Annotated in this window: 17 protein-coding genes and 4 pseudogenes; 12 read left to right on the top strand and 9 right to left on the bottom strand. The window is 56.0% G+C overall.

Going from position 1 to position 22,565, the window contains the following annotated elements; genetic code table 11:
• Window positions 1-544: 544 nt before the first annotated feature.
• From P0Y33_RS11335 to P0Y33_RS11320, 4 genes are all read right to left on the bottom strand, one after another.
• On the bottom strand, window positions 545-2,458 hold the full coding sequence (locus P0Y33_RS11335) for a hypothetical protein (RefSeq protein ID WP_279527510.1): 1,914 nt from the start codon (window positions 2,456-2,458) through the stop codon (window positions 545-547).
• Window positions 2,455-2,952 carry a hypothetical protein gene (locus P0Y33_RS11330; protein WP_279527509.1) on the bottom strand — a complete coding sequence of 166 codons (498 nt, stop codon included), beginning with the start codon at window positions 2,950-2,952 and terminating at the stop codon, window positions 2,455-2,457. Before P0Y33_RS11330 ends, P0Y33_RS11335 begins: the two co-directional genes overlap by 4 nt.
• 785 nt (window positions 2,953-3,737) lie before the next feature.
• Window positions 3,738-4,085: a helix-turn-helix domain-containing protein gene (locus P0Y33_RS19140; protein WP_279527508.1), complete on the bottom strand. Its 348-nt coding sequence runs from the start codon at window positions 4,083-4,085 to the stop codon at window positions 3,738-3,740.
• 590 nt (window positions 4,086-4,675) lie between these two features.
• On the bottom strand, window positions 4,676-5,212 hold the full coding sequence (locus P0Y33_RS11320; RefSeq protein WP_279527507.1) for a type IV pilin N-terminal domain-containing protein: 537 nt from the start codon (window positions 5,210-5,212) through the stop codon (window positions 4,676-4,678).
• Window positions 5,213-5,437: 225 nt separating this feature from the next.
• Between P0Y33_RS11320 and P0Y33_RS11315 the strand changes: the two genes are divergently transcribed.
• From P0Y33_RS11315 to glmU, 4 genes are all read left to right on the top strand, one after another.
• Entirely contained in the window at window positions 5,438-5,683 is a 246-nt protein-coding gene (locus tag P0Y33_RS11315) for a hypothetical protein (protein WP_279527506.1), read from the top strand.
• Window positions 5,680-6,096, top strand: coding sequence for a hypothetical protein (locus tag P0Y33_RS11310; RefSeq protein ID WP_279527505.1), 417 nt, complete (start codon window positions 5,680-5,682; stop codon window positions 6,094-6,096). The genes P0Y33_RS11315 and P0Y33_RS11310 overlap by 4 nt, the downstream gene beginning before the upstream one ends.
• Window positions 6,097-6,359: 263 nt before the next feature.
• Window positions 6,360-6,842 (top strand): homing endonuclease associated repeat-containing protein, encoded by a 483-nt coding sequence (locus P0Y33_RS11305; RefSeq protein ID WP_279527504.1) that lies wholly within the window; start codon window positions 6,360-6,362, stop codon window positions 6,840-6,842.
• Window positions 6,843-7,002: 160 nt separating this feature from the next.
• Window positions 7,003-8,217, top strand: a complete 1,215-nt coding sequence (gene glmU, locus P0Y33_RS11300) for a bifunctional sugar-1-phosphate nucleotidylyltransferase/acetyltransferase (RefSeq protein ID WP_279530110.1) — start codon at window positions 7,003-7,005, stop codon at window positions 8,215-8,217.
• Here glmU and P0Y33_RS11295 read toward each other — a convergent pair.
• Window positions 8,206-9,012 (bottom strand): undecaprenyl-diphosphate phosphatase, encoded by an 807-nt coding sequence (locus tag P0Y33_RS11295; protein ID WP_279527503.1) that lies wholly within the window; start codon window positions 9,010-9,012, stop codon window positions 8,206-8,208. The genes glmU and P0Y33_RS11295 overlap by 12 nt on opposite strands.
• Window positions 9,013-9,114: 102 nt before the next feature.
• Here P0Y33_RS11295 and P0Y33_RS11290 point away from each other — a divergent pair, with 102 nt between their 5' ends.
• The 7 genes and pseudogenes from P0Y33_RS11290 to P0Y33_RS11260 all read left to right on the top strand — a co-directional run bounded on the left by P0Y33_RS11290 (window position 9,115) and on the right by P0Y33_RS11260 (window position 17,014).
• On the top strand, window positions 9,115-10,308 hold the full coding sequence (locus P0Y33_RS11290) for a sugar phosphate nucleotidyltransferase (protein WP_279527502.1): 1,194 nt from the start codon (window positions 9,115-9,117) through the stop codon (window positions 10,306-10,308).
• Entirely contained in the window at window positions 10,309-12,108 is a 1,800-nt protein-coding gene (gene glmS, locus P0Y33_RS11285; RefSeq protein ID WP_279527501.1) for a glutamine--fructose-6-phosphate transaminase (isomerizing), read from the top strand.
• 123 nt (window positions 12,109-12,231) lie between these two features.
• The gene (locus P0Y33_RS11280) at window positions 12,232-13,641 is read left to right on the top strand and encodes a sugar transferase (RefSeq protein ID WP_279527500.1); all 1,410 of its coding nucleotides are present in this window, start codon (window positions 12,232-12,234) and stop codon (window positions 13,639-13,641) included.
• Between the two features lie 102 nt (window positions 13,642-13,743).
• Window positions 13,744-13,933, top strand: a pseudogene (locus tag P0Y33_RS11275) (IS5/IS1182 family transposase); the annotation flags it as partial.
• A gap of 89 nt (window positions 13,934-14,022) precedes the next feature.
• On the top strand, window positions 14,023-15,366 hold the full coding sequence (locus tag P0Y33_RS11270; protein ID WP_382217744.1) for an IS4 family transposase: 1,344 nt from the start codon (window positions 14,023-14,025) through the stop codon (window positions 15,364-15,366).
• 13 nt (window positions 15,367-15,379) lie between these two features.
• Window positions 15,380-16,016, top strand: a pseudogene (locus P0Y33_RS11265) (transposase); the annotation flags it as partial.
• Window positions 16,017-16,090: 74 nt separating this feature from the next.
• Complete coding sequence (locus P0Y33_RS11260; protein ID WP_321170495.1) at window positions 16,091-17,014, top strand: NAD-dependent epimerase/dehydratase family protein; 924 nt, start codon at window positions 16,091-16,093, stop codon at window positions 17,012-17,014.
• A 43-nt stretch (window positions 17,015-17,057) separates the two neighbouring features.
• On the opposite strand, the pseudogene P0Y33_RS11255 reads toward P0Y33_RS11260, so the two are convergent.
• The 4 genes and pseudogenes from P0Y33_RS11255 to wecB all read right to left on the bottom strand — a co-directional run bounded on the left by P0Y33_RS11255 (window position 17,058) and on the right by wecB (window position 20,619).
• A pseudogene (locus P0Y33_RS11255) lies at window positions 17,058-17,864 on the bottom strand (transposase).
• A 160-nt stretch (window positions 17,865-18,024) separates the two neighbouring features.
• A pseudogene (locus P0Y33_RS11250) lies at window positions 18,025-18,186 on the bottom strand (IS4 family transposase); the annotation flags it as partial.
• Between the two features lie 159 nt (window positions 18,187-18,345).
• Window positions 18,346-19,176, bottom strand: a complete 831-nt coding sequence (locus P0Y33_RS11245) for a glycosyltransferase (RefSeq protein WP_279527499.1) — start codon at window positions 19,174-19,176, stop codon at window positions 18,346-18,348.
• 351 nt (window positions 19,177-19,527) lie between these two features.
• A complete protein-coding gene (gene wecB, locus P0Y33_RS11240; protein ID WP_279527498.1) occupies window positions 19,528-20,619 on the bottom strand; it encodes a non-hydrolyzing UDP-N-acetylglucosamine 2-epimerase in 1,092 nt (363 codons plus the stop codon).
• Between the two features lie 321 nt (window positions 20,620-20,940).
• Here wecB and P0Y33_RS11235 point away from each other — a divergent pair, with 321 nt between their 5' ends.
• Complete coding sequence (locus tag P0Y33_RS11235; RefSeq protein ID WP_279527497.1) at window positions 20,941-22,425, top strand: oligosaccharide flippase family protein; 1,485 nt, start codon at window positions 20,941-20,943, stop codon at window positions 22,423-22,425.
• Window positions 22,426-22,565 lie beyond the last annotated feature (140 nt).

Below are 22,565 nucleotides of genomic sequence, written 5' to 3'. Positions count from 1 at the left end.
GCGATTCCCACTGTTCGGACACTCCACCCGTTGGTTTCTGACTTCACAATCTTCTATTTTTACCTCTTAACGATAAAATTAATGGCCGTCGATGATGCTATAGTTGGGTACAGTAGAGTGTCGACTGGGGGCGAGCTGTGACAGTCGAGATGGCATTGCGTCCGCGGTGATGGAATTGATGTCGCCCGCTGCTCGCCAAGAAGACTATCCCCCTATTCGGCAGCGGGTGATAACGGATTCATCTGCAAGAACAGGTAGCACTTGCTTTCGCTGTCACAGATGACTGCCGCACCGACTCAAGTTGCGAGTTTCGCTGATCGCCTCGACCGAATCAGCGTCGCTGTTCGAGACGACTGTCACACGGCTACAAGAGTTGAGCAACAGCTATTGGAACGTGGAATGCACGGGCGTGGATGACAGTTGCAGGGTGGTGTGTGTCGCACGGCACCCTGAACAGTGTGATGGTTTGACAACCTCTCACTCGCCCGTGCACTCTCTTCTCAGTCACAGTCTCACATAAATGTATGGGTGAGAACAAAAATAGTCAGCTGATGAGGTCGAGACGCTGGGCCAGCTCTCGAACGAGCGGAAGGACTGGCCCCTCGCCGACTGCGAAATACTCGATACGTGCGAAGAGGACGAAAAGGGTCCCTGCAGCTGCACAGAGGGCGATGATGCAGGCGCCAGTTCGGGGGAACTCTTGATTGAGTACTCGTTCGGCGCCGATCCATGCGACGAGGAGTGCAGCGAGTGCGAGATTGAGGACTGCGTGCAGCTGGACTGCCTCCCCGAGTCCGTTGATATTGAGGGCGACCCACACGATGAGGAGTTGGCCACCGATGAAGACGCCCACTGCATAGGTCCAGAGAAGCAGGCGTTCGTGGAGGGCGCGGCGTACTGCTGGGAGGCGGGCAACGCCGTAGAGGGCGAGCGGGAACAGTGGGAGGAGATAGCGAGGAGTGATCTGTGCGTAGAGTGGGAGAACAGGCAGGTAGATGAGGGCGAAGGCGACTGCAATCGCGGCGGCGAGTACATCGGTTGCGCGTTTCGGTGAGAGCTGTCTACTCCACTCCAGTTTCCTTCGATAGTGGGAGACTGCAGCGACCGGGAGGACGAAGAGCGTGCCGGCGAGCGGGAGTGACTCCAGCACAGTGAGGGTGATCGCCTCGGAGTTATTGCGAATGGACGTGTGGCCGAGCCAGCCACTCCGGATGAAGACGTGGTACAGCCGTTCAGGGTTAGTGATGGCTGTGAGCCCCTCGACGAGTTGATTCTGTACGAGGTCCGCTCGGCTGAGAGCCGTCATGAGGAGAGCAAGAATTGTTGTGGGTATACTTTGGAGGTCTGCCTCACTGGCTTGACTTCCCGAATTTCCTTGCGTACTCTGGGTGTGTTGCCCCCCCTCTGTGGAACCCTCTGCTTCGCCGACGAGCTGCTCGAAGGTTGGCGTGCCGTCGTAGCCGGGGAGCATCCGCGGTGGCTCCAATGGGTTCCCTGCGATGAGGTAATTCGTGAGGAACATCGGTATGAGTGCGACAATGAAGACGCTACCCACAGACGCGAGTCGACGCCGTGACCACTTCCCGAACGGTGCAGTTGTGAGGTCGACAGCGAGGAGTGCGGCGAACAGGATGGCCCCCTCTGCTGCATGTGTCCAGGCGAGTGCGACCGGTGCAGCGTAGGCGACGGCGTGCGACCGAGTTGCGGGCGTGCCACTTCGTGTGCGACTTCGGTAGAAGGCATAGAGTGTGATGACGACGAGGAGTGCTGAAAGGGCGTGTCGTTTCGGAATTGCTGCCCAGAACGCGACCGGTGAAACAATAGCTGTCGCGATGCCCGCTCCGATGCCGACCCGTCGGTCATGTATCTCGGTGAGGAGTCGATAGAGGATGACGCCCGTGAGTGCGGCCGCCGCCATCGTTGCAGCTTGGAGGGCAAGCATTGGATACCAGCGTGGATCGAGATTGCTTGCGACCCATGTATTCCCGAGGAAGGCTCCGAGTGCGACGGATGAGCCTAGGAGACGGAACTCAGTCGGTCTGCCAAGTTCGTCACCAATGAATACGAAAAGAGTGAGTACTCCAAGGCACCATAATGCAGTGAGTGCAATCCGGATGTCCGTGATTGCAGCAAGCCCCTGAATGGCCCACAGGAAAGGAAGTGCGGTGATAAGTTGGCCATAATTTCGCCCATAGAGGTCATTTCCGACGAGGTGCATGCCAGGTGTGTTTCCAGTGGATGGTCCGTATTGCAGTATTCGGACGTCAAGGTGGCCATTACTGAGGGCGATATAGGTGTTGGCGATAGTGTAGTTGTCGTTGATGAAAAAGCCAACTCGCCACGTGAGTGTGAGGAAGAGAAGGCCAACGAGGAAGACTACGAGGCCGATACGATCGCCGAAGATTGTTTGGGTGATTGAGGTACCCAAATTGGAGAGTCGTTCGCGAAGAGCGGTCATCGGGATACCTCAATAGTCACGTTCTTTGTCGCGAGAACACGTGACTCCATTCCAGAGCGAACGAGAATAGTGACTTTTCCACGGTACTCTGATTGATTAATTGTCGAAGGCTTAAACGTGTCACTTGGACCGGTGAGAGAGAACTGACCAGTTGCATTGTTCCGGATGAAGGTCGTCTTTGCGACGACATAGCTCTTCGCCGGTATTCGGAGTTTGTAGACAAGTCGTGGTGAGCCAGTGACTGATTTAAGGGTGAGTGTGGTGTCTGGCGTCTCAAGGTAGTAGGCCGCTGAGCCGTAATTTCCTTGGTGAAAAGTGTAGCTGTCGTTCGGGATAGTGACGTCTGTTACAGTAATGTTTCCATCGTCGAATGAGGCTGTATCCGATTGATTAGTGGTAAGGTTAATGCTACTTATGACTGGGCCGCTTGCGAGGGTTACGAGGACGATAACTGAAACAGTAACGATGACTGCACCACGACTCACCAGTTGCACGTAATAGGATTTGTTCCTTTTTGAGAAATAAGTTGTCTCTGAGGGGCTGTAACTGATAGGTAGGTATTAGAACTCAGTGGGTGAAAGAGTGAAATATTTGACTAGACATGGTGCCGTCTGGTGTTGCTTCAAGCGTCAGTTGAGACCGGGTAGAGACTGCGCAGTTTGATACGGACGTCGTCGATTGTGAACTACCAGTCGATGGATGAGTCTACCCCGTTCCGACTCTGTTCCCATGCAGTGACCTTCGAACGGAGTGTCGCTGCGTTGGGACCCGCTGATCAAGACACTGAGGCATGGGGATGCTGAGTTTGATTTCTGCCATATTGAGCCAACTCCCGTGCGGTGGCGCGAAGTGAAGATCTAGCTTTACAAGCAGGCGACGAGCCTCTTGTGGCGAGAGAAACTCGTAGAAGCGTACTCGGTGTGGGTGCTGAAGTTGTCGAGCACACCCGGATACGTTCCGCACCCGTATGCACATCGACGAGTTGGTGCATCTGCTCGACAAACTCGATCTTGATTCGTTTCTTGGTCACCTCAACGTGTCGCCAGCCAATCAGTGGTTCACTCATCATGAAGAGGTTGTGCGTTCCGCCTCTTCGATACGTGTGGTCGGTCCGAGTGACCGCTCCTAGCGAAACCGGGAGTGGTTCGTGGACATGGCTGAGGAGTTGCTTGTTGGTTTCGTCGAAGCAGATGCTGGCCGAGCAGGATCGTACGGTTTGTGGTAGAGCGCGAGAATATCTTCCATCCGGCAGACGAACTTGGCGTTTTGGCCAGAGGAATCACCCACTGAGTGGAGTGGTGAGGCTATAGTTCGTTTTTAAGGTCTGTCGTACGGTCTCGTGTGAGACCGACTTGACGTCGATCTCATCAGGAGTGACAAGGGAGTCTGCGAGGAGGTGAAGTGTCCAGCGAGCACGCCCTTTAGGTGGCTCGCTGTACGCCAACGCAATCAAATGAGCTTCAGCGTTGCCATCGAGTTTGCCCGAGGAGATATGATTAGGTTTCTTGTGTTCGATGGCTCTGAGTCGCTGTCGGCTAAAGTGTTCACGTGTGCGCTGGGCGGTGGCACGGCTACAGTCCAGGGTGTCAGCAATTTTCGGATCGCTCCAGCCATCGTCGGATTTCAATAAGATACATGCTCGGCTGATTTTTGGGAACTGTGGTTGCCAGCTGAAACCAACGTTTCGAGTTCTGCACGCTCTTCATCGGTCAGTTCGACGAAATACAGTTTTCTCCTCATGAGAAGTCGTTCAGCATCTTAACGCTATCAGATCACGCCTGAAGCAACACTAGTTTCTCAACGCGTTATCGATCTCGCTGAGAGGCATCAAAACGTTTCATCGAGAAGCAGCTCACTGGTAGCGACAAATTAGTACAACTCCGAGTCAGCGATTACTTATAAGGTTACTGCGAACACGTCCTCTCTTCCTGACTACAACACCTTCTATATATTTCAGATGGATCCAAGGAAATAATTAATCCTCAACCAGTACGAGAGACAAGTGTGCAAGATTAAAGAACGGACAGGTGGAGGAACAGTGGAAGGTCACCTTGAATCAACCGGTTACATCTCTCGAAGAGCTGTATGTCATCTCTGATAATGTCAATAAAGTATAGCAACTCTGATCGCCTCTACGAACCTAGTGTTCTACCGTAGACTGGGGAAGAATGTTGCTACTCAGTTGTGAGTGCTCAAAGAATATAGTAGCTGGTTATTTTAGCTGATCTGGACCTTCGACGAGATCAGGATCGACTGCGACGGTGTGTGGACGACCTGAATCGTGTACTCGCCGTCGGAGACAGCAGACGTGCCGGTCCCATCTGCAGAGATGTACCAGGTACTACCGACAGTTAGTTCGGAGCTCGCACCGACGGAGGAAGTACTACTTGAGGAACCAGCGACGATCATGTTCGAGCTAGCACCACCGGATGCAGGATTGAGTGTGACTTGTGTTTCGCCGCCCTGCTTAATCAGGACTTTAACTTCGCTGGCGACAATGGCATCACCGCCCTTGTGTTCGATATAGGCGAAGTCTGAACCAGCAGTCCCGGTAGCGAAGTCAGCGCTTGCGTCGCTCACGGTTAGCTGTGCTGTCGGGCCGGTGCTACCGAGATTGCTACCGAGGTCGAGGACAAACGCCCCGATTACTGCGGCGAGGATGACCGTAATGGCGACCATCAAGATGACACCGATAACTGGCGATACACCGCGTGAGTCGTCCGAAAGGTCGAGTTCCGGTATGTCTATTTTCATGGTTGTTGGACCACGGCTGTCGACTTGGGACGAACGCTTATGGTTCCGTCAACCATAGCTTCGTGTGAGGGACGTACCCCTGGCGAGGTGGCGACCCTCGGCCGTCCGTCCTTTTGCGACGCCGGGTTGGTTCGACATTCACCGTCGGTTTACTTAAAGCGTGTGGCGCACTCGACAATCGATACTGGGACGAAGGGCTATCCATCACCGACGCGTATCCGGATTGTGGAGCAGATTCGGCCAAGGGATAACCACGATCACGACCACGGAGCGGCGACGCTCGTCCCGCCTCAGGTATTCGTCGAGACCTACAGTGCCTACGCCGACCCGTGGGCTGTCGTCGAGCAGTACCACGAGCTTCTCGACCTGCACGCGAGCACCGACCTCGGGCGCGACGCGATCGTGAACCGCCTCAAAGCGCCGGTCGGGCGCATCCGGAGTTGGAGGACGGCAGCCGACCCGACTGTGTGAGCGGCCTCCAGCGTGCCGAAGAGCGCGAGTGGGTCCCACTCACCAGCGAAAGTGACATCTTCCGGGCGTTCAATCGCGCGGTGGCGCGGACGATCTCTCGTGGCTCGCTCAATAATCAGTTTGGCGTCCAGTTCACGCCCAACTCACCGAACGATCTAGAGACGCTCTTCGAGAATCTCGACCTCGGGTGGCATCATTATCGCGACGGCGAGGGTGGTCACGGCGCCACCGAGTACCGACCCGGCGAGGACGGTCAATTGTTCGGGCGCGTCCTGGCAGCGTTCGGCGTGCCCGTCGGCGACGGGCCCGTAACCGGCCTCCCCGACTACCTCGACGTCGTGTCGCGGCGCCACCAGCTCACGTTCGCCCCCGAGATGGTCGCGGTCCGCGGGACCGAGTGGGCCAACGTCTGAGTCGTCAGTCATCGCGACCGGCCAGAAAGTTACCACCGCGCACTCGGCGACTTCTTCGAGGCAATCGGCTGTGACGATGTAGAGGTGCGCGATCAGTCGGTGTTGATCCCGACCGCGTTCGTCGAACGGTTGCTCGAAGCCCGCCCGCTTTAGTCGGTGGGCTGTCTATATTGAGGAATGAGTCAGTCTCTCTCGGAGACCGAGCTCCTCGACGATCTCCGGGAATTTGGGGCGGAGTTGGGTCGCGCACCGACTCGACCGGGATGAACGAGTCCGGACCGCACTCCTCGACGCCGTACTACAACCGCTTCGGGAGTTGGAACGAGGCCCTGGAGTTGGCCGGCTTCGAGCCGAACCACCAAGAAGTGAGCGACGGGGAACTCCTCGCCGAACTCCAGCGCCTCGAAGAGGAACTCGGGCACGAACCCCGGATTAAGGACATGGACGAGCGCGGCAAGTTCGCCGCAACCACGTACGCGCGGCGCTTCGGGAGTTGGTTAGAGGCCCGCGAGGCGGCCGGGCAGGCCGGGACCGCCGAGTTGCTTGACGGCCGCGCAGAGCGCGAGGACTTAGTCGAGGCGCTCCAGGAGCTTGCGATGGATCTCGGTCGGTCGCCGTCACAGAAAGACATGACCGAGCACGGCGAGTATTCGGTGCGGCCCTTCTACCGCGTGTTCGGGTCGTGGGTCGACGCACTCGACGCCGCGGGGATGGATCCAGACGTCACGCAGCAGAAGCGGAACTAGTCGGTTCGAAGCCATGGCTTGGTGGAAGAGAGATTGGATGAAACTCGCCGTCGGTGTCGAACTGTTCAACCCCGAACACGAGAGATCCCACGACGTCAGTCGTGCGGAGGCGGTCAATGAAACGGAAACACCGAAGTCGACACTGTACCACCCACTAGCCATGACTATCGCGGTTGTTATCGCTGCCGGCCAAGGAACCCGAATGCGCCCACTCACCGAGACACGCCCAAAACCTCTTCTTCCAGTTGCGGGCCAAACGCTCCTTGAACATGTCCTCGACGCCTGCGCCGACGAGGTTGAGCGCTATGTTCTCGTCGTCGGCTATGAGGCCGAGCAAGTCCGCGAACGTATTGGCACCGAATACGCTAACCACCCGGTGGACTACGTAACTCAAGACGAACAACTCGGGACGGCCCACGCCGTCGAACAAGCACGCGAGTACGTCGACGAGCGCTTCTTGGTCCTTAATGGCGACGTCATCATCTCTCCTGCCCTCGTCAGGGAACTCGCCCATACCGAAGGGAGTGCGATGGCGGTCAAACCCGTTGATGAGCCACAGAACTATGGCGTCGTCGCGCTCGACGACTCGACCGTTACGAAGGTCGTCGAGAAACCCGAGAATCCCCCCACGAATCTCGCCAATCTCGGTCTCTATGCCTTCGAGCCTGAAGCCTTCGAGTATATCGAGGAAACCGAGCTGAGCGAGCGGGGTGAGTACGAAATTACTGAATCACTCCAGCGCTACATCGACGCCGGCAATGATGTCACAGCTGTCGAGTACGATGGACCATGGCTCGACGTCGGCCGGCCGTGGGAACTTCTCGAGGCGAACGAGCACTTGCTCGCAGACCTGGACCACGACATCCGTGGGACGGTCGAAGAGTGCGTAACCCTCAACGGCCCAGTTGTAGTTGAAGAGGGTGCCCGTGTACGCGACGGCGCATACATTGAGGGACCAGTCGTCATTCAGGCCGGTGCCGACGTCGGCCCGAATGCGTACGTCCGTGGCGCGACCGTCATCGGCCCTGACGTCCGCGTGGGGAACGCCGTCGAGGTGAAGAACTCGACCCTGATGGAGAATACTTCGTGTGGGCACCTCACCTACGTCGGCGATTCGGTACTCGGCGCCGACGTTAACTTCGGTGCAGGGACGACTGTGGCAAACCTGCGCCATGACGACCAAAATGTTCGAGTTCGTGTGAAAGGTGAGTGTGTGGATACAGGTCGCCGTAAATTCGGCGTTGTGGTCGGCGACCGGACGAAAACGGGCATCGACACGAGTCTGAATGCGGGGGTGAAACTCGGCGTCGGTACACGAACGAAACCGAACGAGACAGTCACTCGGGATCGGAATACTGAGTATTCAGATGACTAGGACGCCGCCGAGGACTGCGAGGACACCGAGTCCAACACAGACACTCCAGAAGGGGAGTTCGTCGACGACGCGCATCAAGGCCCCAATCGTCGCGTAGCCGACGACGGCAGCGGCACCGAGCGCGATGGCTGCGGCGAGGTACGTGACGTCGAGCCCCGTGTCGGCGTAGGCCAGGAGTCCACCACCAACGGAGGCCGGAATCGCGAGGAGGAACGAAAGGCGAAACGCCTGTGGCCCCTCATGGCCACGAAGCAGGAGCGTTCCTGTCGTCATGCCTGAACGCGAGATACCTGGAAGGATGGCGACACCCTGCGCGATCCCGACGAGCACTGCGTCGAGGCCGTCCGGTGTTGTGCGTCCGCCGACGAGGTCTCGTGAGAGGTACTGAAACACCCCTGTGAGAACGAGAAGAACACCGACCAGGGCGATGAACACGCCGCCAGTAAGTGCCGAGAACGCGTCGACGAGCGTGATGTAGGCTGTAACGCCGACGACGCCAGAGACGAGTGTCCCGATAGCGAGAAAGGTTACTGTCGCCTGCTCGCCGTCGAAAGCGTGGTTGGGTCGCCATTCTGGAAGGAGTGTGAGAACGTCCCAGATATCTCCTCGGTAGTACACTGTCGCAGAGAGTGCGGTCCCAAGGTGGAGAAAGAGTGCGAACGCGACGACTTCCTCCGGTGAGCGACCGAGTGCGGAGAGTACGATCGTAATGTTCCCCTCACTGGAGATCGGGAGCCACTCAAAGATTCCTTGGAGAACCCCAACAGCAAGAGCGACGAGGAGCGACCGGTCCATACTGCAAGTGGGTGGATGGAGGGGTATGGTCGTTCTGTTTCCGTATCGGTGATCGAGAGTAACGAAACAGTCACCTATCGTGACGAAGAATGTTCGTTCATCATGGAGGCTGTTGTTCTTGCGGCTGGGGAGGGGGAACGGCTCGCGCCGCTTACTGAGTCACGGCCGAAGCCGATGCTTCCTGCTGCTAATCGCCCGATCCTCTCGTATGTCTTCGATGCACTTGTTGAGACAAACGTCGAGACAATCCACGTCGTGATCGGCTATGAACGAGACCATATTCGCGAATACTTCGGGAGTGCGTATCGTGGAATCCCGATCAACTACGTCACCCAAGAGAAACAACTCGGGAGTGGTCATGCCCTCCTGCAGGCTCGCAATGGTCTTGACGGTCCGTTCCTCGTGTTGAACGGCGACCAGATCGTCGCCCCCGAGATGGTCGACGACGTCGCCACCTCCTACGATCCCGATGACTCCTTTGGGACGATCGGCATCATTGAGCACGACGATATCTCTCACTATGGTTCAGTTTCCCTCGACGGAGACATTATCACGGAATTTACTGAGAACCCGTCTGGTGAAGGGCACCGGCTGCTGAATGCGGGTATCTACGCGTTCGATAAGCGCATCTTCGACGCCATCGAGCAGACGCCCCGGACCGAAGGCGAACTTTCCTTACCCGAAACGCTTCGTCGTGTCGTCGAGGACGACTCGTACGGTGGCCTTCAGGGCGTGCGGACCAACGGGTTGTGGGTTGACGCAACGTATGCTTGGGACCTCCTCACCGTCGCCGAACGACTCCTGAGCGCAGAGTGGATCGACGGCGCCTCGGACGAGGACCGGGTATGGGTAGCGGACTCCGCTCGCGTTCACGAGAGTGCAGTCCTCCGTGCACCTGTCGCAATCGGACCGGACGTGGTCGTCGGCCCGAACGCGGTCGTCGGGCCCTATACATCGCTTGGGCGGAATGCGACGGTCGCCGCGAACGCGACTGTCTATCGCTCGGTCCTCGACGTCGATACCCGTGTGGGGCCGAACGCCTTACTCCTCGACGTCGTCGCTGGGCGTGCCGTCGACATCGGCGCAGGGACGATTGCTCCGAGCGGGCACGCGGATATTCCTGTCGCAGGGACGGTCGTCGAGGATCAGCAGGTCGGCGCCGTCCTTGCTGACCGTGTTGACGTCGGTGGTGGAGCGAGTTTCGAGCCAGGAGCTATCGTCGGGACAGACGCGTCGATCGGCGTCGGCACACACGTGTCCGGCCGTGTCGCGAAGGGCTCGGAGGTGGTGCGCTAAATGTGCGGTATCATCGGTAGCGTTGGCCGTGGTCGTGAGACGCTTGGTGTACTCGTTCGCGGGCTCTCTAACCTTGAGTATCGTGGCTACGACTCAGCGGGAGTGGCTGTCTCCGATGCATCACTCTCGGTTTGTAAGCGATCTGGCGAGCTCGACGCCCTCAAGGAAGCCCTGCAAGGGAAGACCCTCGAGGGGAACGCAGGCATCGGACATACGCGCTGGTCGACGCACGGCCCACCGACTGACGCGAATGCCCATCCCCATACGGATTGTACGGGTGAGGTGGCCGTTGTCCATAACGGCATCATCGAGAACTACGAAGTGCTTCGTGAGGAACTCGAAGGCGCGGGTCACACCTTCGAAAGTGAGACTGATACAGAGGTTGTGCCACACCTCATCGAAGATCTCCGCGCGGAGGGGATGGACTTCGAGACCGCCTTCCGGAAAGCGGTGAGTCGACTTGAGGGGAGCTACGCGATTGCCGCCGTCATTGAGGAATCGGAGACAATCTTCGCGGCGCGCAACGACTCGCCGCTCGTTCTCGGTGTTGGCGAGGGGGCGACGTATCTCGGGAGTGACGTCCCAGCCTTCCTCGATTTTACTGATCGGGTTGTCTATCTCGACGACGGAGAAGTAGCTCGGCTGTCACCTGACGGGTGGGCAGTGACGAACCTGGTTGGTGAGCGAATCGAGAAGGACGTCGAGACGGTCGATTGGGAGCCCGAAGACACGGGGAAGGGTGGCTACGACCACTACATGCTCAAGGAGATTCACGAGCAGCCGCAGGCACTCCGGCAGTGTCTCCAAGAGCGCGTCGACGAACTCTCCGGGGCGATCGACCTCGGCGACGATCTCCAACAGACGGTCCGTGGTGCCGAGTTCATTCAGTTGGTGGCCTGTGGAACCTCCTACCACGCTGCGCTCTACGCGGCCCAACTGTTCCGCTCACAGGGTGTCCCTGCACAGGCCTTCGTTGCGAGTGAGTACGTTACTGCGCCGCCACCCTATAGTGAGGATACGCTCGTCATCGGGATTACCCAGAGTGGGGAGACTGCGGATACGCTGAGTGCGCTACGGGAGGCGCAACGCCGCGGCGTCGAGACGCTCGCCGTGACGAACGTCGTCGGGTCGACAGCTTCGCGGGAATGTGCGGACGCCCTCTACATCCGCTCGGGGCCGGAGATTGGGGTTGCTGCGACGAAGACGTTCTCCGCACAGGTCGTCGCCGCCAATCTGGTCGCGGCGGTCCTCGAGGACCGAGGCACGCATCACGACTTCGCGAGTGCGCTTCGTGACCTCCCGAGTCAGGTGCAGGAAGTTCTCGACGAGACGAACGCTGAGACAGTGGCCGAGCGGTTCGTCGACTCCGAGGCGTTCTTCTTCATCGGCCGTGGCTACGACTATCCGGTCGCGCTTGAGGGGGCGCTCAAGATGAAGGAGATTACCTACGAGCACGCCGAGGGTTTCGCTGCTGGTGAGTTGAAGCACGGCCCGCTGGCGCTGGTGACGTCGGAGACGCCGGTCTTTGCGGTCGTGACTGGAGAGACCGGCTCGAAGAAGACAGTCGGGAACGTGAAGGAAGTAGAGGCACGGAGTGCGCCCGTGGTGGCAGTGACTGATGGCCGGACAGATGTGGGCCGGTACGCCGATGAGGTGTTGGAGGTTCCAGAGACGGATTCACGGCTAGCTCCTGTGCTGGCGAACGTCCAGTTACAGTTGGTCAGCTACTACGTCGCTGAACGTCTGGGGAGGAACATCGATAAGCCACGAAATCTCGCGAAGAGTGTGACAGTCGAGTAGAAGTCGTTATTCTTCCGCTTCTCACTGTACCATCTCTATTGCTACTTTGTATGTTGAGAATTTGTAACAATCCACTCCACAGATTCCGCATCTTTATAAATCCTGGTTTGAATTTACAACATAATGGACAGTGGATGGCGATATCGGTTACTCGCCTTTACCGGCGTCGTGGCGTTCACCGGTACCTCGGTAATCTTGGTCAATAATGGCCTCGTGCAGTTGGTGGCGTCGTCTGCACCGGTCCTATCGAGGTTATCTGCCGACCCACCTGGAACTGCTGAGTTCACGCTGGAGGTGTTGACGACCGTTGCGGTGTTCGTCGCAGCTTTCTTTCCGTTATATCGACCACGCCCTCGCCGCCTGCTCGATACGGCGTCGCTGGCTGGCCGTCGTGTTGTCTTCGGCGTGCTAATGCTGGCGACGATTGGGTATTTTGACTACACCTATCGGCTACCACGTCTGACACTCATTCTGCTGACGCCCCTTCTGCTGAGCGCATTACCTACATGGTTCGTCTGGATCCGACAGCGTCCGAATGGAGATTCGGGACGGACTCTTATCGTCGGTAACGATTCAAAAGAGATCAAGGAAATCGCCCGAGAGATCGATGTGCCGCTCGTTGGGTATCTTTGTTCGACCAGTCCGTTTCAGACGGCCGCAGACGTACCCCAACTGGCCGTCGCGGATGGTGGCACTATTGCGAACCTTGAACGCCTTGGCGGTCTTTCCCGAATTGAGGACGTTTTAGTCAACTACGATATTGATACCGTGGTACTAGCTTTCACTGAAGCTGACCGCGCTGAGTTCTTCGGTGCATTGGACGCTTGCTATGAATACGGTGTTGACGCGAAGGCTCATCCGCAGCATGCGGACAGTGTACTGACGAGTGGGAGTACTGGATCGCTCGTAGATGTTGTGATTGAACCGTGGGACATGGAGGACTACGTGATCAAGCGAATCTTCGACATCACGTTCGCTGTTATTGGGTTAGTCATCTTGTCACCCATAATTCTCGTAATCGCCGCCGCAATTAAATTAGACGATGGTGGATTTGTCTTCTATAGCCAGGAACGAACGGCTGTCTTCGGAGAGACATTCAATGTGTACAAGTTTCGGACGATGGTTGAGAACGCCGAAAAACAGACTGGAGCCACGATTAGCGATGAAGATGCTGGCGACATCGACCCACGTGTTACGTCTGTTGGCCGAATACTACGAAAAACCCATTTGGACGAAATTCCCCAACTGTGGTCAGTACTGAAAGGCGACATGAGTGTCGTCGGTCCACGTCCCGAACGGCCAGAACTTGACGTGGATATTCAGTCCGGTGTCGATAACTGGCAGAAACGATGGTTCGTCAAGCCGGGACTAACGGGACTTGCACAGGTGAACAACGTAACTGGAGCCGAACCTGGGGAGAAAATCCGATACGACCTCGCGTACGTACGCAAGCAGTCGTTCCGATTTGACGTGAAGCTAGTTGTGAGACAGATCTGGAAGATGTTGGAGGATGTTGTTGCGATGGTACGGTGAAGGACTATACAATATAGAGATCAACGGCTGTATTGAATCATTAGACGGCGTCGGGACGAGTCACTAAATCAAAGGGGTTGAAGCGAGAGGCTTCCGGTGTCCATGACGAAAATCTCCCGCTTCATCGAGGGTTGTGTCTCGATCGCTCAAAGAGTACGGGTGAGAGAGGCGAATCCACCGCCACCTTCCGGGGCAGCGGATTCGCTGACTATGCCTATATATCCTCCATTGTCCCCGGATTTACCTCGATACGTCCTACCGCATGACCATCGACTTGCTGAAGGAGATGCCGCCATCCGTTCTAGTTTAGTGGAGAAATACCACGCTATCTGCTGATTGGAGACCGTCGCAACTACCTGTCTGAGAAACCCGGTGGGAGTTATGCCCTACTCACCACCGGATTCGGTGATTGTTGAGCGGATTCAAAGAGCGTTTCCCTCTGACGAGTTGCGCGAGCGCGCTCGCGCAACGAGTCTCGTTGAACGTGAGCGGAAGTTCGACATCGTTGCACTGTTCTACACGCTCTCGTTCGGTTTCGCTGCTGGATCAGACCGCTCTCTCCAGGCGTTTCTCGAACGCTACGTCGAAATGGCTGACTGCGACGAACTCTCTTATGCGGCGTTCCACGACTGGTTCGAACCAGGATTTGTCGCCTTGCTTCGAGAGATTCTCGATGACGCCATCGAGAATCTCGACACCGGACGAGCCGACTTGAACGGGCGTCTCGAACGCTTTCGAGACGTCCTCATTGCCGACGCAACCATCGTTTCGCTGTACCAAGACGCCGCTGATATCTACACAGCAACCGGCGACGATCAAGCCGAGCTGAAACTCCACCTCACCGAATCTCTCTCAACTGGCCTTCCGACACGATTCCGCACAACCGACGGAACAACTCACGAACGGAGTCAGCTACCCACCGGCGAGTGGGTAGCTGACGCCCTCATCCTCCTTGATTTAGGCTTCTACGATTTCTGGTTGTTCGACCGAATCGACCAGAACGGCGGCTGGTTCGTCTCGCGTGTCAAGGACAACGCGAACTTCGAGATCGTCGAAGAACTGCGAACGTGGCGGGGCAACAGTATCCCGCTGGAAGGAGAGTCGCTGCAGGCCGTCCTTGACGACCTGCAGCGACAGGAAATCGACATCCGCATCACGCTCTCATTCGAGCGCAAACGAGGGTCGGGCGCCAGCGCGACCCGGACGTTCCGGTTGGTCGGCCTACGTAACGAGGAGAGCGAAGAGTACCATCTCTACTTGACGAATCTCGGTAAAGACGACTATAGCGCGCCCGATATCGCGCAGCTCTATCGGGCGCGCTGGGAGGTCGAACTGCTGTTCAAGGAGTTGAAGTCGCGGTTCGGCTTGGACGAAATCAACACGACCGACGCCTACATCATCGAGGCGCTGATCATCATGGCGGCGATTTCGTTGATGATGAGTCGTGTAATCGTAGATGAGTTGCGGACGCTCGAAGCAAGACAGCAAGAGGCCGAAGCCGCCGCAGACGCCGACTCGTCGGCGTCGCGGCTCCCTCGCCGTCGCTGTTCGCTAGCCGTCGAACGCCACGCTCATCTGATCCAACTGTATCTCATGATCGAGTTAGGCTACGAACTGCCGGATTTGGACGACCTGTTGCTGTGGGCGTCACAAAATCCAAATCCACACAGAGATCGGTTACGTGAACGGGTTGAACGAGGTGAGTTCGGCTTTGACCGCCACTAAACTAGAACGAATGGAGATGCCGCAAATAACAGGGGAGATCGGTCGGTTCAAGCCCAATCTCCCCGCACCGTCCACGTTGTGTAAGGCGTCCGACCCAATCGAGATGAGCGTTTGCCGAGTGTTGCTGCGCCACTCGGCGCAGTTGCACGACCCCTCCGACCATGATGCGATCGTCGAGACCTACTACGAACGGTCTGCTGCAAGCTGTCACTACTGCCATCGAACAAATTACCGCGTGCAGAAGCTGAAAGTCACGAGACTCGTCGACACAGACCCCCAGCCGTCTTTGACGTTCACTAATCAACGAGCCGTGAAGGAAGCGACGCTGACCTTGCTGAGCAGATTGCCCGCCGGAACGGGGACGATCTGCGGTCTCCCGCCGCAGACAAGGGCTGTGGCAAGCAAGCGTTACGCGAACCCCTTCATGACCTCGGGATTCACCCGCTCATCAAGCACCGCATCTTCGCACCATACGACCACGCGCACAACGCGCGTATCGATGAAGAACGCTACAATTAGCGCACAGTGACCGAGACTGTGAACTCGGCTGTGAAGCGCTCGCTCGTCTTCGCCGTGCGAGCGCGTTCGTGGTTCCGAGAAATCGCTCTGATGTGTGTCGTCTACAACATCAACGCTCCGTCAAACAGTGAATCCATACGCTTTACAGCGATTCAACACAGCCAGATCAACCGAAAAATACGCGTTCTAGCCAATCAATCAGACAATGATGAGAAAACCAGAGGGCAAGACGATACTGGTGACTGGTGGTGCGGGGTTCATCGGCAGTCATCTTGTTAGGGAACTGGCCGAAGCGAACGATGTTCGCGTTCTCGATGATTTCTCTGATGGCCGGCGAGAGTGGCTTGATGACCGAGCTACCCTCGTCAAGGGAGATATTCGGAATGCAGATGCCGTCGAAGTGGCGACCGAGGATGTCGACCTAATCTTCCATGAAGCGGCGAACGTCAGCGTCGAGAAGTCGATACAGTCGCCGATCGAATCTCACGAGACGAACGTCGACGCCACACTCATGCTGCTTGAACGGGCGAGAGACGTCGACGCGAGGATTGTCATGGCGTCGAGCGCTGCGGTGTACGGCTCACCCGAATCCGTACCGATCCGGGAATCTGATTTGAAGACGCCGACGTCGCCGTACGGGCTGGAGAAGCTGACGGTCGACCACTACGTGCGGCTTTACAGCGACCTTTACGATACGGACGCGCTTGCGCTTCGATATTTCAACGTGTACGGGCCGCGGCAGGGCGGCGGCCAGTACAGTGGCGTCATTGACGTCTTCTTCGAGCAGGCAAGGGCTGACGATCCCATCACGGTGCACGGCGACGGCAAGCAGACGCGGGACTTCGTTCACGTCCGCGACGTCGTCGAAGCGAACTGCCTGGCGGCCCTAGACGGGACACCTGGCGAGGCGTACAATGTCGGAACCGGGGAGAGTATCTCGATCCGTGAACTCGCTGAACTCGTTCGCGAACTGGTCGGATCGGAATCAGAGATTGTACACACTGATCCACGGAACGGCGACATCGAGCGCAGCCGACCATCGGTAGAGAAAGCGCGACGCGATTTCGGCTTCGAGGCGTCGGTAGGCCTCAAAGACGGTCTCAGAGAGCTCGTAATAGAGGGTTTCTAACTAAAAGAATCTTCTGCTCTGTTGAATAGATGGTGATCCACGGTTACAGTGGCTCACACAGTGATTCTATGTTAATGATGGCGAATATCAGGACAATTTCACGGAACTGTCGATACCAGCCCAGCGCCCGCACGGCATCGCCGAGTGAGCGCTTGGTTGTCGAGTACGACGTTTCCGCCATCCACCGCTGAGAGTAGTTGAGTGCATTGTTCAGAGCTGCTCTCGGTGATGATCCACGATAGTGAACAAGATACTCAACGTCATATGCGGCAATCTCGTACTCAGTATGCCAGTCTTGAAAGCCGTTGTTGGCGGCGACCGACCGCGGCCGTCCGCGTTTCGGCATACGACCTACGGTCCGGTCTTTGTATCGTGTCTCCACCCTGCTGTGATGTGAACGTCAAGAACCCCAAGCGATTCCACATCAGTTCATGTCGTCGCTTTCAGCGTCTGTACAGTGCTCCGACCGTTGGCGGAAGTACGATGACGCACGGCGACAGTCGAAAAACGTGCTGTCGAGAGCGGCGTGACCAGACTGCGGGGTGCTGTTGTGCGGAAACGCGCAGCAGCGCCCGCTACACTCACATTTCAGCCGGTCGAACGATTTGTAGATCGTCGTGTAATCGGGTAGATCGTTCCAATCCAAGCAGAGGGCGTCACGAATCTTGGCCAGGTACTTCACCGATTCGGCGTTTCTCGGTAGCTATCGTTTTCTTCGAGCCGAAGACAGTGCAGTACGATGTGTTTCCAGCGGGCGAACCCGCTGTGGCGGGCTCGTCCGCGTGCTTTCCAACGCTTGTTTGGCTAGGCGACGACACTGCTCAACGAAGTCGAGGATATCGGCTTCCATAGGTCAGAAGCTATTTCCTCGGCCTCGGCTTTATAATCCTGATATCAGTCGATTGGATCGCTATTCAACACGGCAGCTTGTTCGAGTTCTTCGTCCGTCAGGTGCTTCACCAGTTGACCTCGCCGACTACTCTTCATTAAGATAGAAACGCCCTATCAGGGCTCAACTCTTCCGCAGACCACTCGACGGCGAAGAACATGATGAGCGTCCAGACGAGCATTGTGATGCCGATCTTTCGGTCACGCTGGACGACATCGCGCGCGAGCGCGATATCGTCGATTAGCTCGGTGGGCAACTGGGAAGTCAACCGCCGTCGTATGATCTCTGGGGAGAGTTAGTTTAGCACATTCTCTCCACCCGGCCTACAACGATAGCTTCGTCACCAGAGCGTTGTCTGTCTGTTTCTCCACTTAACCGAACACGGATGAGGTCACGTCATAAACCTTGATGATTGCCTATTGTGAGTCTATTTGTACTCGGCCTACTGTGCCTTTCCTTCTTGTCGGAATAGCGTTGTATACATCCCCTCCCGCAGTTTGTTTGGTAGTAACTTCGGTATAGATCGTACTATGAAGTTCATACCTGCTCGTGGTGATGATACAAATCCAACCGTGGCGAAATGTCGTTGCAGGCGCCACTCTTCGCGGACATGGTCCAAGCCTCCACGGCGACTATACAAATCGTCACCAGCTCGAACCTTCGCCAATACGCGCGGGATGTTCACAAATTTACAATCATTAACTAACATTCGAGCCCATAGTTCGTAGTCTTCCATCTGGCCAACGGGACGGTAGCTACCAGCCTTAAGAATCGCCTCTCGGTTCGCTAAGACGGTTGTATGGTTAACCGGACTGCGGAGCTTTGCCATCTCGCGAATTTCCTCTGGCTCGCATGGCACTTCACGAACGGCATAAGGTTCGTTAGGATCAGTGTCGAATTCCTCGATATAGCCGCCGACGAGGTCAGCGTCCGTCGCCTTCAGTTTTTCTAGCGACCATTCCAGTCGCTCGGGAACGGCTATATCATCGGCGTCATGAATCGCGACAAGTTCGTGGTTCGCGTTATCGATGCCGGTCCGCCGTGCCGCGCCATGCCCACGGTTCTCAGCGTGCCTCACCCGACAGACTGGTACCTCGACTGTTGATTCAATGTGCTCCAATGTCTCGTTGAGGGCGGACGTGAGCGGACCATCCTCAACAATTAAGAGTTCATCCGGAGGATGCGTTTGGGAGACTATGCTGTTGAGCGACGTCTCAAATTCACCTGCTTCGTCTCCGCTATAGACGCAGACCACGACAGATATATTTTCCATATTAAAAGTCGTTATCTGTCCTCTCTGGTAAAGATTTCCTTGCCGAATTAAGCGGCTACCTTGCTCTTGAGCCAGAACTTAAGGAATCGAGGTCCCACGGATCTTGAATTCCATCGAACAAGTGATGGGTGAAGGCAGCAACCGGTATGGAACCAGTGGATGTGCTGGACGAAGGGGGTTAGAGATCCCATTCCCTCTTCGGTCAGTCAAGTACGCCAATCCGGATTACTACTGATTCTTCTGCGACGAACTATTCCATCGATCCATCAAAAACAACAATAATCTGTAACCTCTTTCTAAACGCTTAATACTAACCATCTGGCATCTTACCGGTTGATGTGAACGTTACTGTCAACGTAGTGTTTCGCAGACGATGTCCAAGATCTGTTCGGCAGCGGTCCCATCACCGAACGGATTTTTCCAGTCTGCGTCGGTCTCGACCGCAGCCTTGACCGCGGCGACAATTTTTGCTGTATCCACACCGACAAGTTCGTTGGCCCCTACCGTGACGGTCTCCGGACGTTCCGTGCTGGCTCTGACGGTGACACACGGTGTTTCAAGGATACAACTTTCTTCCTGTACGCCACCGGAGTCGGTCACCATCGTGGCAGCATGTTGCTGAAGGTGGAGAAAGTCGAGGTAGTCGAGCGGTTCTGCAAGTCGAATGTTCTCCGGAATCGAGAGGTCGAATTCAGACAAGCGCTCCTCAGCACGCGGGTGGATGGGATAAATCACCGGGAATCCGACGCTGTCGGCGGCTCTCGAGACTCCCTTGACAATAGACCGAAACCGGTCTTTTGCATCAACGTTCTCGGATCGGTGAGCGGTCAGGACAAGATATTCCCCCGGGGAGAGGTCGAATCTGCCGAGAACGGTACTCTCGGCCGCTGCGAGGTCGCTGTGTTGATTCACCGCATCGACTACGGTGTTGCCGGTGACGGTCACGCAGTCAGTTATTCCCTCAGTGGCGAGGTTCGCTGCCGCTGACTCCGTTGGAGCGAACAGATGGTCACTCGCGTGGTCTGTTAAAATTCTGTTCATTTCCTCTGGCATTGTCCTGTCATAGCTCCGGAGGCCAGCCTCAATATGGCCGAGTTTCGCGTCCATCTTGCTCGTTACTATGGCACCGGCGAGCACGGAGTTCGTGTCACCCTGAACCAGCACCCAAGCTGGGTCAATCTCGTTGAGAGCCACCTCCACTTCACGAATCATTGTACCTGTCTGTTCGCCGTGGCTGCCAGAGCCAACCCCGAGGTCGTAATCCGGAGACTCGAGGTTCAACTGGTCGAAGAACACTGAGTTCAGATTACTCGAGTAGTGTTGGCCGGTGTGTACTAGGGTGTATGGATGACCCCGTGACTTTAATTCGCGGACGACCGGAGCGAGCTTGACTATTTCGGGCCGGGTGCCGAGGACCAGCGCAATCGTCTGTCGATCGGTCATACTCAGTTACCAATTAGTACTTAAACTACGTTGATAAACCCCCCGTTCTCATCGGCCCCGGCATCATCGCTTGTGGTCGCTCATGCAGACCAAGTTCCGTTGTGACGGGTGCAGTGGTTCGATAAACGCTCGATAGACGGTACGACTCGGACACAGACACCAGTTCGGATGGTGCTAGCACTCTCTCATCTGACTCTCTGTCGGAAGTCGACCCGTTTTTTATATGGCAGTTATTTCATCAAGACAGAATCTGGCTCGATTACGGAGCCACCAACGAGCCAGCATGGGGTCGAACTACGGTGGCCGAGATGAGAGAATACGATGTCCGGGGATCAAGATTCGATTACGTCTGAACTGGAGTCAATTTCATCCGGTAGCTACTGGTTCTTGCTTGGCTGGGTGTTTGAGTATATGGCTGGATTCTTGACGCAGGTTTTGTTGACTAATTCTCTCTCAACCTCCTCGTATGGGATCTACGCCTTCATCAGGAAGGTTATTGCGTTGTCGGTCGGACTATTTTCGGGTGGTTCCAATACCGCTCTTAACAGGTTCCTGTCGAAATATATCAATGAACCGTCCAAACAGGACAATGTACTGGGTCTATCACTCGTGTTCTCAATTGGTGGAAGTGTTCTCATCGGCGTCGCTCTGTACATATTGGCACCGGTGCTGTCAGCTCTGACGTTCACCGGCGAACTGACGCCCGGGATTGTCCGAGTAGTCGCTACCACAATCCCTCTTCTCTCCGCGGTTAAGACTTTGGGTGGTGCGTTCCGAGCGCTGGAACGGATTCGGTTGAAGATCCTCATTGAAAAGGTCATTCGTCCTGGAGTATTACTTGTCGTCGTCGGCAGTATCGCCCTATTTGACCCGTCACTCGGGCGTGTCGTGGAAGGCATTGTCGTCGCAAGCCTTGCGACATTCGGGCTGAGTGCGGTTCTATTTGTAGTATACACTGAACGCGTTCCCTCGTTAACTGACTCGTGGTCAATCGTGAGCGGCTACTTTGAATTCTCTCTCTTGATGTCGCTTTCACATTCATCAGCGCTATTGTTTAGGAGGATCGACATTTTCATGCTCAGCTATCTGTCTGTCTCGGCGGCAGTGGGGATATATAATGTATCACTCCTCCTCTCCGGGACGTTACTCCTCCCTCTAGCCGGATTCAGCCAGTTATTCCCACCAATCGCCTCGAGATTATACGAAACGTCAGATATGGATCAGCTCGAAAAACTCTACAGTACCGTGACGAGGTGGTCAATTATGCTGACCTCCGCAGGATTTGTAGGACTTGTCCTCTACCGCACAGAGTTACTCACCATCTTTGGATCTGACTACACCACAGGGGCGAAAATTCTAGTCGTTTTGGCTGTCGGCCAGTTGATAAATTCGGCCGCTGGCCCGGCGGACCACCTCCTCGCGATGACGGATCACCGGTATATCCTGTTGGCCAATCAGGTGAGTATGGGTATATCCAATATAACCCTCAACTATTTACTATTAATTGAATATGGTCCAATCGGTGCCGCAGTGGCAACCGCGCTGGTCTTCGCCTCATTGAACATCGCTCGTGTCGTCGAAATCTATGTACTGGAGGGGATATTCCCGTACGACAGTTCATTCCTGAAGTTCCTCCCTGCCCTCAGTTTAGGAACTCTCATCATGTTCTTGGTCCGGTCCTTCCTAGCGACACCGTTGTCGTATGCAGGAATCCCGCTTGGGTTGTCCGTGTATCTGATCTTATTATATGTATTCGGATTGGAACAAGTTGACGAGGACCTAATAGACCATCTTGCCTTCAAGTGATGGGTATTTAGTAAATACTGACAATATACTCACAAGGAACTATAGGTTAGCCTTCTCAGAGCCAGTCATGTGGGACTCTTGAATCCCTGCTATGATTAAATTCTAATAACTCACGACGTTCTTGTGGCGTCGATTGTTGG

Origin of the sequence: Halospeciosus flavus (assembly GCF_029814175.1) — an archaeon.
Classification (GTDB): domain Archaea; phylum Halobacteriota; class Halobacteria; order Halobacteriales; family Halobacteriaceae; genus Halospeciosus; species Halospeciosus flavus.
Note: the sequence above shows the minus strand (reverse complement) of the source record. Positions and strands in the feature narration are given on the sequence as shown.